9 protein-coding genes are annotated in these 10,107 nt (G+C 50.1%); 7 read left to right on the top strand and 2 right to left on the bottom strand.

The features are described 5' to 3' along the window. Positions 1-104: 104 nt before the first annotated feature. Positions 105-1,022: a restriction endonuclease gene (locus tag Hfont_RS00955; RefSeq protein WP_112990390.1), complete on the bottom strand. Its 918-nt coding sequence runs from the start codon at positions 1,020-1,022 to the stop codon at positions 105-107. Positions 1,023-1,170: 148 nt separating this feature from the next. Here Hfont_RS00955 and Hfont_RS00950 point away from each other — a divergent pair, with 148 nt between their 5' ends. Then, positions 1,171-2,553 (top strand): OmpA family protein, encoded by a 1,383-nt coding sequence (locus tag Hfont_RS00950; protein WP_112990389.1) that lies wholly within the window; start codon positions 1,171-1,173, stop codon positions 2,551-2,553. Between the two features lie 131 nt (positions 2,554-2,684). Here the strand turns inward: Hfont_RS00950 and Hfont_RS15025 are convergent, their stop codons facing one another. Beyond that, positions 2,685-3,254, bottom strand: a complete 570-nt coding sequence (locus tag Hfont_RS15025) for a hypothetical protein (protein ID WP_181666399.1) — start codon at positions 3,252-3,254, stop codon at positions 2,685-2,687. 65 nt (positions 3,255-3,319) lie between these two features. Between Hfont_RS15025 and Hfont_RS00935 the strand changes: the two genes are divergently transcribed. The 6 genes from Hfont_RS00935 (at position 3,320) to Hfont_RS00915 (ending at position 10,042) form a co-directional block, all read left to right on the top strand. After that, positions 3,320-4,432 (top strand): NADH:flavin oxidoreductase/NADH oxidase, encoded by a 1,113-nt coding sequence (locus Hfont_RS00935; RefSeq protein ID WP_112990386.1) that lies wholly within the window; start codon positions 3,320-3,322, stop codon positions 4,430-4,432. 173 nt (positions 4,433-4,605) lie between these two features. After that, a complete protein-coding gene (locus Hfont_RS00930; protein WP_112990385.1) occupies positions 4,606-4,980 on the top strand; it encodes a DUF427 domain-containing protein in 375 nt (124 codons plus the stop codon). Positions 4,981-5,052: 72 nt separating this feature from the next. Next, positions 5,053-5,214, top strand: a complete 162-nt coding sequence (locus Hfont_RS15020) for a hypothetical protein (RefSeq protein WP_162845850.1) — start codon at positions 5,053-5,055, stop codon at positions 5,212-5,214. Positions 5,215-5,588: 374 nt separating this feature from the next. After that, on the top strand, positions 5,589-7,172 hold the full coding sequence (locus tag Hfont_RS00925; protein ID WP_112990384.1) for a ShlB/FhaC/HecB family hemolysin secretion/activation protein: 1,584 nt from the start codon (positions 5,589-5,591) through the stop codon (positions 7,170-7,172). A 73-nt stretch (positions 7,173-7,245) separates the two neighbouring features. Next, complete coding sequence (locus Hfont_RS00920; RefSeq protein WP_241522975.1) at positions 7,246-9,207, top strand: two-partner secretion domain-containing protein; 1,962 nt, start codon at positions 7,246-7,248, stop codon at positions 9,205-9,207. Continuing rightward, a complete protein-coding gene (locus Hfont_RS00915; RefSeq protein WP_112990383.1) occupies positions 9,176-10,042 on the top strand; it encodes a FecR family protein in 867 nt (288 codons plus the stop codon). Before Hfont_RS00920 ends, Hfont_RS00915 begins: the two co-directional genes overlap by 32 nt. Positions 10,043-10,107: the final 65 nt, after the last annotated feature.

Raw genomic sequence — 10,107 nt, 5'->3', positions numbered from 1 at the left:
CGATGTGACCTGCTTATATAGCTAGTTTTCAGCGACAAGTCTACCAGAGCGATTCTAGATGGATTTAGATATGATTTAAGTCTTGTAGGAATGAATAGATCGTCCTAAGTCGCAGCATTTTTGAAATATATTTTTGAACGGCATCGAGGAAAATTTGAGCAACCCCAAAAGGCCTTTTTCTTAATCATCTTGATCCCGCAAGAAGCGCAGGTAGGTGTTTTGTAATCACCGTCAAATGCAAACGCTTTTAGCCCCTCTTGTGCAGATGAATCCAGAACTTGAATTTTCTGAAGAAATGCGTTGCCATCCAAAAGCTGTATCGGATTGGATGCGCCGAATGCAAGTGCGTCTGGTGTGTATGTTCCATTCGTTATGAAAATACCGCGCGCTACTTTTTCATGCACCATCACACCTAGCAACTCGCGAACCTCTTTTACACCGACGGCTTTGCTCCAAGCCTTGCACTGAACGATTGCAATCGGCGTATTCAGATCGGTCTTGAATAATTTTACGTCGATACCACCATCCGCACCGGCTGCGATTGTCACGGCTTTAAATCCTGCAGCTTCGTAGTACTTCGCACAGAGCAGTTCAAACCGTTTCCATTCGAGCGACCGCAAAGACTCGATGCTCCATGTCGGTGTGTGAGCGGGAGTAATAACATCGGGGTTCGGAGAGGCCGGGCTTGTGTTATTTGCCCATTCGTCAGGGCCGTTGATGTTAAAGCTAGGCTCTTCTTTAGGAAGCTTTTGTTTTTTCTGCTTTTGAGATGTAAAAGCTGGTGGCTCGGAACGCTTGTTTAAGAAAAATGAAATCAAGGCGATCAGGCCGAATCCACAGGGTACCAACCATGCAAGTGATTTCGACAACGTTCCTAGCGCCACTAGAAAAGGATTCGCCGCAAAGATTGATGGAATAACCCAACGCAAAACAATGAAGCCTACAGTTCCCAAGGCTGCGCTAATCCACCAAGGTGAGCGTACTAGCAGATCGATACCGCTTTGTTTTCTTTTTCTGGCCATAGCTCGATATGAAATTAATGCATTTCAGAAAACGATTGGTTGCATTTATATACTATCGATTAGATTTATTTGCCGCCATCGTAACATTGGGCATTACGAGTAGCTGTTCATAATGTGGTTGTTCCAATAATTCTTTTAAGGATGCAGAATGCAAGACGATAGCAAGCATTTGGTAAGCAGTGATCAAAGGGCGAGAGACACAAAATTTAAGTGGGAATTTTTCAAATTAAAGATCGAAGTAGCAGCTTTAATACTAGCCTTTATTTACATTCTTGCCACATCACTAGGAGGCGCCCTCCTTTATATTTATTTCTTTCGCTACCAATTTAATCCGGGAGGGCTTTCTGTAGCGGATGCTCTTTCATTTTCTCTTACATCTTTTGGATTTTTTCTCACGGTATCTATTGGCCTTCTCTTAGCAACATTGGCAGGGTTTTCATTGGCACGTTGTATACATTTTATGGTGACGAGTTTTTTCAATTGGAGAGCGAGAAACAAAGTAGCTTCTCCGGAAGAGGAGATGCCAAAACGAACAAGAGAGTTCGAATGGAGGAAGGATTACGAAATTCTATTGATATTAAGCGCACTCACTTTATTTATTTTCTTGTGGCTCGCGTTTACTGTGCCTTCCGGTGGAAGGGGTCTTATCTTGACTTTCTTAGGCATTGGGGCCGTACTAAGTTGTTCTGTCTTTGGTAAATTTACCGATATATATTGCCCTTGGCGTCCACAGGAAGGGATTGTTGCGCAAGCGATGCGAAAGGTGCCGTGGTCGTTGCGGCGGGCCTTGGCCGTGGCGGCATTTGTCATGGCTCCGTTGATTTTGTCGTTTGGCGCGTTACAAGATAGCTCTTTGTTGGTAATTGGGATGAGAGAACAGAATGTCTCTGCAAAGGTGAGCCAAGATGATTTCGACTATTTCTCAAAGAGTGCTAGTTCTGTAGGACTTGCAATTAATCCCTGTAGGCAGTTAGACGCTACTCCGGTACTTCACGGCGTTGATGTCCTATGGCATAAACTCGGTACTTATGGGTTAGTTAGGTTTCCTTCCATGCCAGTTACGGCAGATGTGCTTTTTGTTCGGCAAGTGACGAATGAGGTTACTAATTCCGAGCTTAAGGTTAGTCGCGTGCAAGCAGCAAATAAACGGTGCTCTGAATTTTTGACGCAATTGACTTTCGATAGCTCAAAGGAAAAAATGACTGACGTCGGGGCGAATATGTTGGACAAACATCTTCAATGGATACACGCCATTTCGTCCGACAGCAATATTCTCTTGATTACTCATAGTGGCAAGTCGGCCGATAAAAATGAAAATGAATTGTCAATGCGGCAAGCTTTGAGAATCAAAGAATTTTTAATGGAAAGATTTTCGCTTGTTGATTCACGGATTTCGGTGACGAGTCTTGGAAGCACTGTTCCAAAGAAGGATTGCACTACATTAAAGTCTTCTATTGACATGAAATCATGTGAAGGTCTTAGTCGGCGGATTGAAATTGCTGAGTCTGGTTATGTATTTATGGATCGTTAGAATGCGCAGCTTTCCATAAACTGCAAAGTAATATGAGTTGCGAGAGTCCTATGATTAAAAGGTGGCGGTACTGCTTAATCATGATTAAGCAGTACCGCCCTTTTTCTCAAGCATTTAGTCTGCGAGAATGATTAGTGGTGCTTGTGGTAATGCTTGTTCTTCTTATGTTTTTTGTTTGACTTATGGTTGTCGTAGTCATGATCGTGATGGTCTTCAGCGCGCCATTGATTTGCCCGCACGCGGCGTTCACGCCAGTCGTTTTCGTATTGAGGTTGGACATATACGGGGCGTGGCTCAACATAGACGCCGGGAAGGCCGATGTTGACATCGACATTGGCTGCCATGCCGGAGGCGGCTGCCATTAATGCGAGTCCTGCCAGCAGTCCGCTGATGATCTTGCTTGTTTTCATTTTTATTCCCTCAAGATGACCGATCGGGCAAGCCGGTGTTGAGACACCAGCCATATGTAATCCAGATAAGCGGCGCTTATGTGGATAGCCTTCAGTCTGACGGGCGTGTGCTTGTATCAATACGATGAGGTGATTGATATAAGAGCCTTTCCGCGCGCCGAGTATAGCTTGCTTGATACGGCAGTACGGTACGCTGACGAACATAGCGAAGATATTGTGGGATGTGAGAGACGTAGAACGATCCCTGCGATAAATCCGTATGGCAGGTTGAATGCGCTTGCGTAGATTCACGCAGCATCTGCAGCAAGTTCGTGGGTCTGCTACTCTGATTCGCTCATCCATCAATCGGATCAATCATGAGCCAACTGTTTTCACCCTACTCCCTCCGCGGCCTTACCCTCCCCAACCGCATCGTCGTTTCCCCCATGTGTCAGTACTCCGCCGATAACGGTGCGGCAACTGCATGGCACATGATTCATCTCGGCCATCTTGCCTTGTCGGGTGCCGGCATGTTGATGATCGAGGCGACGGCTGTTGAGCCGGAGGGACGTATCACGCCGACGGATCTGGGTTTGTGGAATGACGCTACCGAGGCGGCGCTGGTACCTATCCTTGCTGCGATCCGCAAGCATTCCAGGATCGCCGTGGTCATGCAGCTTGGGCACGCGGGACGTAAGGCATCGAGCAAGTCGCCGTGGGAAGGCGGGCAACAGTTGCCGGTCGAGGAAGGTGGCTGGATATCGTATGCGCCGTCGGCTGTGCCGCAGAAGGAAGGCGATGTCGAACCGCTGGCGCTGGATGCAGCAGGTTTGCGTCGCGTGCGTGATGCGTTTGTGTTGGCGGCCAAGCGCGCCGCACGCCTGGGTATCGATGGACTTGAAGTACATGCCGCGCATGGTTACTTGCTGCATCAGTTTCTATCGCCGATTGCCAATCAACGCACCGATGAATACGGCGGCTCGCTGGAAAATCGCATGCGCTTTCCGCTGGAAGTATTCGATGCGGTGCGTGCTGTTTTTCCGGCAGATAAACCGGTTGGTATTCGCGTGTCGGCAACTGACTGGATGGAGAACGGCTGGAATCTGGAACAGACTATCGCCTTTGCCGCTGAGTTGAAGAAGCGCGATGTCGATTGGATCGATGTGTCGTCGGGTGGCATTTCACCTTTGCAGAAAATTACTATTGGGCCGGGTTATCAAGTGGCCTTTGCACAAGGTGTGAAAGAAGCGACTGGTGTGAACACGATGGCAGTCGGCCTGATCACCGAGCCGCAACACGCGGAAGAAATCATCGCTAGCGGCAAGGCCGACTTCATCGCATTGGCCCGCGGCATTTTGTATGACCCGCGCTGGCCTTGGCATGCAGCGGTTGCGCTTGGCGCAACGATAGAAGCGCCACCGCAATACTGGCGCTCGGCACCGCATGGTCAGAACAAGATATTTGGCGATACGGTTTTCGGTGGGCGTTGAATTTTCGGGTGACGAATTGCAGAGCTTGCGGAGCGACAACAAAAAAAATCGCTTCAAACTCTGAATGACAATAAGCGTTAAGCTGTTTCTTCAGAGGCTTTTCCGTTTTGGTTTCATCTTGCGTCACTTGATGAAACCAATATTTCACGCCAACGAAAGAAGGAATAGAAATCATGGAAGACAAGCTAGTCAGAATCCCCGGCCCCGATCATCCGATCACGATTACACCTAATCCCGCACGCGTCAAAGTCACAGTAGCGGGCCGCATCGTCGCCGATACGACGGCAGCACTGACCTTGCAAGAGGCGTCGTACCCAGCGGTGCAATACATCCCGCGCAGGGACGTAGACATGTTGCTGCTGGAACGTAGCAATCATGTGACGTATTGCCCGTTCAAAGGCGATTGCTCCTATTACGGCATACCTGCAGGTGGCGAGCGTTCAGCGCATGCAGTGTGGACGTATGAGATGCCTTATCCTGCAGTTGCAGCGATCAAGGAATATGTCGCGTTTTATCCCGATCGTGTGGATGCGATTGAAGTTGGTTAGCGATTGATAGTTAACATCTGCAGCAGAGCACAATTTTGTTGCAAGAGTTTTATGTAATCTGAAAGCAAGGCAATGAAACGATCTGCAAAATATTTCGCCAGCCGCCTGACCTTGTTATTGCTGGTCTCTTCAATTCTTGGTGGTTGCGGTGGTTATGCACGCACACCCAACAGCAGTTCAGGCGTGGAAATGTATGGCGTGATTGATGTGGGTGTGCAACACGACAGTCGCTAACAGAGCCCAGTTTTATGCGTGCTGCAGACATAGTCGCATTGCGACTTTTCTAAAAACTGAAGAATCGATCAGGCAAACGTTAGCAGTTACTTGGCTGACACTTGGTGTCATCAATACGTCATGAGGGCTGGCGCCCTGTCTTCGTATTAAATGACTAAACGATGAGCTCGGATGCACTTGATCGGTGCGCCGTTTCGGCGAATTGAATGCTTGTCGAACTACTGTGGCGTTCCTGCCGCATTCCCCTCTTTTATCTTTGAAAATTCCCTTGCCGAAATGCAAAATCGGTACACTTGCGCTTGTGCCATCCCCAGTTTGTTGCTCAAGGGTGCGGCCATTCAAAAACATAATAATTACGCACCCAGGGCGCAAGAATGAAACACCGTTTAATACCTATGCTGGTCGGCGCATTGTTGACGGCCGTCGGCTCCATCTCCATCGCAGCTGATGCGGACAATACTTCCCCTCATTTCGATATCAACCGTTTTGACGTACGCGGCAATACTTTGCTGTCGGCACAAACCGTCGATAACACCGTCGCCCCTTTCGTTGGCAAGCAACGCGATTTTGCCGATGTGATGGGTGCGCTGGAGGCGCTGGAAGCTGCGTATCAAGCGCGCGGCTATGAACTGGTGCGCATCGATTTGCCTGAACAAGAATTGAATCAGGGCGTGGTGATTTTGAATGTGGTGCAAACCAAAATCGGCAATGTGGTTGTTGAAGGCAATCAGAATTTCACCGACGCGAATATCCGCAACAGTTTGCCGGGTTTGCGCGAGGGGGAAATTCCCGATCTGAAGAAGATTTCGAAAAGCCTGAAACTGGCGAATGAAAATCCCGTTAAAAAGACTGTCATGAAAATGAAGTCCGGTGCAGTGGATGGCGAGGTTGATGCAACGCTGGCGGTCGTCGACGAATCGATCTGGAGCACTACCGTCAATCTCGACAATACCGGCACTGTCGCGACTGGCAGGACGCATGCCGGTGTCGTGCTGCAGAATGCAAATCTGTTCGGACTTGATCACGTGTTGAGTCTGCAGTACACGACGACACTGGAAGAACCGAGTAGCGTGAGCGTGTATGGCATTGGGTATCACGTGCCTTTGTATGCGCTAGGCGATTCGCTGGATTTTTTCGCGAGTCATTCGGACGTGAACGCGGGTACGGTTACGGCAGGGATTCTTGATATTGCGGTGAGCGGTAAAGGTTCGATGTACGGCGCACGTTATAACCAGAATCTGGCGACAGTCGGCAACTACGAATCGAAAGTGGTCTATGGTTTGGACTACAAGGAATTCAAGAATAGTATGCAAACCTTGGGCGTCGAGCTGGGCAATGACGTGACCGTGCATCCGCTCAGTGCTGGTTATTTTGGAAGTTGGGCATTGCCGAATGGCGATGCGAATTTTGGCGTGACATTGCTGCATAACATTTCCGGCGGTTCACGCGGACGTCAGCCGGATTTTGACGCGATGCGCTTTGAGGCTGATGCCGATTACACGGCGTTGCGTTTTGCTGCAAGTGCAACACAGGCTTTACCGCAAGAGTGGCTGGCACGCGCTATCGTCAATGGTCAATATACGAAGGATGCGCTGATTCCGGGTGAGCAGTTCGGTGCCGGCGGTGCGAGTTCAGTGCGCGGCTTTGACGAGCGTGAAGTGTCGAATGATTCCGGTATGACGGCTAACTTTGAAGTGTATTCATCGCCTTTATGCCGCAATACGGATTGGCAATGCCGCGTGCTGGCGTTTTACGACACGGCTTATCTGACACGCAATCATGCTTTGCCGGGTGAGTTCAAGAGTATTGCTATCAGCAGCATCGGTGTAGGTGTGCGCCTGCAACTGCGTAACAACGTCAACTTCCAGATGGATTACGGTCATGTGCTGCATGCGGAAGCGACGGCTACGCAAAAAGGCGATGACCGTTTGCATGCCCGTCTCAGCTTGTCTTTCTGAGGACATCATGAAAATCACTCCAACGAATATGACTCGTAAACTAGCGACGACCCCAGCACTACGGATCAAATCCATGCAGCCTAAAATTTTGCCTTTATTGCTAGCCGCTTGTCTGGGCGCAACAAGTGCTGCTTATGCGGCACCGATAAATCCAACTGTAGTGAATGGGCAGGTGACGTTTTCTCAAGACGGTAATGTCTTCTCGATTACCAACAGTCCGAACGCGATTATCAATTGGGGCAGCTTTTCGATCTCGCAGGGCGAGGTTGTGCGCTTCCTGCAACAAAGCAGCAACAGCAGCGTGCTCAATCGCATCACAGGGCAGGACCCAAGTCGCATCATGGGTGCGCTGCAGTCGAATGGCCGCGTCTACCTGATCAATCCGAATGGCATTGTGTTCGGTGCGGGCGCACAAGTGAACGTGAATGGTTTGATTGCGTCAACGCTGGATATCGCGAATGCAGATTTCCTCGCTGGTAAAAACAAATTCTTTTCCGGTGTCACCGCAGGCAGCGTGGTCAACGAAGGTGAGATTACGACGCCATCGGGCGGCAAGGTTTTTCTGATCGCACCTGATGTCACCAACAGCGGCATCATCACTTCGCCGCAAGGTGAAGTTGTATTGGCGGCGGGACATAGCGTGCAATTGGCGGACTCATCCAATCCTGCGATGCATGTAGTGCTGTCGGCGCCGACCAATAGCGCCATCAATATCGGTCAAGTCATCGCGCAAGGCGGCAAGATCGGTATCTACGGCGCGGTGGTTAATCAACGCGGTACGCTCAATGCCAACAGCGCAGTGGTCGGCGAGAACGGCAAGATAATCTTGAAGTCTACGCGCACCACATTGCTGGAAGCAGGCAGTGTGACGACCGCGACGGGTGCTGGCAGTGGCGGCGAAGTACAGGTGCTTGGTGAGCAGGTTGGTCTGATGGGCAATGCCTTGGTCGATGTCAGTGGACAGAGCGGCGGCGGTACCGCACTGATAGGCGGTGATTACCAGGGTAAAAATTCTGCGGTGATGAATGCGGAACAAACTTTTGTCGATAAGGATGCGGTTATCAAGGCGGATGCGATTGCCAGTGGTGACGGCGGCAAAGTTATCGTCTGGGGCAATAAGACCGCACAGGTTTACGGTTCTATATTTGCGCTCGGTGGCGCGTTGTCCGGTAACGGTGGGTTTGTTGAGACCTCGGGGCACTATCTGGACGTGGCAGGTATACGTGTGAATGCCGGTGCCGCAAATGGGAAAAATGGTCAGTGGTTGCTTGATCCTCTGAATATTGTTGTCGCCTCGGATGGCATGAATGTCATCCCACTTCCTGGCTCAGGTTTTGTCGCTTTTGCTGATGATTCCGGCCCTACAGAATCCAACATTCTGTCTTCAGCAATATCAAGTGCAACCGCGAACATAACATTGCAGGCAACGAACGATATTACTTTTTACAGTTCGGTCAATATCGCAGCTGCCGGTGTTGGATTAACGGCGCAGGCCGGCAATAACATTGTTGTGAATACCTCGATTGCTACAAATGGTGGAGCCATTGTTTTGTCAGCAAATGATAACAGTGCGGGCACTGCGAGCCGCAGTGGACGAATAATTATTAATTCGGGTGGTTCTGTTAACGCAAATGGTGGCAGCGTTACCAAAAGAGATTCCATCTCGGCACCGCCATCTGCCGATATTTGTACCATTGCCCCCAACTCGGCCTTGTGTCAGGTCTTGTCACCACCAACTGCAAGTGAGCCGAATAAACCAGTTCAACAAGCAAGTAATGAGGTGATCAAGACTGTCACCACAGCGGCACCAAAAACTGATTTCGACCAAGTGGCATTTCTAGATACAAAGAAAACTACCACTACATCGAGTGGTGGTACATCGGGTGGATCAAGTGCAACGTCGACTACCCCCGATGATACGAAAAGCGACAAGACAGCTGACAAACCAGCCGATAAATCCGACACCAAAGAAGTCGCGTCAAATGACAAGAGTGGAACAAAAAATGAACCAACCAAAAAAATGTACTGCAATTAAATCGCTGCTGTTGCTGGCAGCCTTGTGCGCGGCAACAGTGGTTCAAGCAGCACCTGCAATCGGTACGGTGACGCATCTGAGCGGTCCGCTGTTGGCGAAGAAGGCGAACGGAAGCGTACGCGTGCTCGGTATGAAATCAGTGGTTGAGCCGGGCGATACGCTATCGACGCAAGGCAGGGCTTATGCGCAAATCAAGTTCAGCGATGACAGCGTGTTGATTCTGCAGCCAGATACAGTGCTTACTATCGATAAGTTTTCGTATGAAGCAGGCAAGCCGGCTGCCGATAGTATTGCGTTTACCTTGATTCAGGGCGGCGTGCGGTCAAATACGGGCTTGCTCGGCAAGCGCAGCAAGGACAGTGTGCAATTGGTGACGCCAGCCGCAAACATCAGCATGCAGGCGGCGAATGTGGTCGTGCAATATATCAAGCCGAATGAGGAAGCGGTCGCGGCTGCGCGCCAGGCTTATCTGCTGGCAAGTACAGCGGCGTTGGATCTTTCCATGCAAGCTACGCGCAGCGATATGTCTATGCCCTCAGCTATTCAGCCCTTGATGCTGGCGCAACTTACGCTCCCTTCACCGACTGCCGCCCGGGCACCTGGTTTGTATGTGCAGGTGCTCGATGGTTTGATTCATGTCACTAATCCAGCTGGTACCTCGAATTTTTCCGCCGGGCAGTTCGGCTATACCCCAAACTTCAAACAGCCCCCTGTCCTTTTGCCGGCGAATCCTGGGATACCGTTCACGCCGCCGCCCGCATTCAGTCAGTCCACAGGTCCAGCTTCCAATACAGGCCCGAATAAATCGAATACTGTCGACTGCGAAGTACGATAAGTGCTGCATGCAAGTCGTTCCTTTAATAAAGGGAGTGACTTGTACTAGAGCTGCCTTGCGGAGTT

The organism is Herminiimonas fonticola (assembly GCF_003293745.1).
In the GTDB taxonomy this organism is placed as follows: domain Bacteria; phylum Pseudomonadota; class Gammaproteobacteria; order Burkholderiales; family Burkholderiaceae_D; genus Oxalicibacterium; species Oxalicibacterium fonticola.
Note: the sequence above shows the minus strand (reverse complement) of the source record. Positions and strands in the feature narration are given on the sequence as shown.

Bases quoted from the DNA above. Each gene is read 5' to 3' on its own strand.
- Hfont_RS00955 (WP_112990390.1), bottom strand. From the start codon at position 1,022: ATGGCCAGAAAAAGAAAACAAAGCGGTATCGATCTGCTAGTACGCTCA.
- Hfont_RS00950 (WP_112990389.1), top strand. From the start codon at position 1,171: ATGCAAGACGATAGCAAGCATTTGGTAAGCAGTGATCAAAGGGCGAGA.
- Hfont_RS00935 (WP_112990386.1), top strand. From the start codon at position 3,320: ATGAGCCAACTGTTTTCACCCTACTCCCTCCGCGGCCTTACCCTCCCC.
- Hfont_RS00930 (WP_112990385.1), top strand. From the start codon at position 4,606: ATGGAAGACAAGCTAGTCAGAATCCCCGGCCCCGATCATCCGATCACG.
- Hfont_RS15020 (WP_162845850.1), top strand. From the start codon at position 5,053: ATGAAACGATCTGCAAAATATTTCGCCAGCCGCCTGACCTTGTTATTG.
- Hfont_RS00925 (WP_112990384.1), top strand. From the start codon at position 5,589: ATGAAACACCGTTTAATACCTATGCTGGTCGGCGCATTGTTGACGGCC.
- Hfont_RS00920 (WP_241522975.1), top strand. From the start codon at position 7,246: ATGCAGCCTAAAATTTTGCCTTTATTGCTAGCCGCTTGTCTGGGCGCA.
- Hfont_RS00915 (WP_112990383.1), top strand. From the start codon at position 9,176: ATGAACCAACCAAAAAAATGTACTGCAATTAAATCGCTGCTGTTGCTG.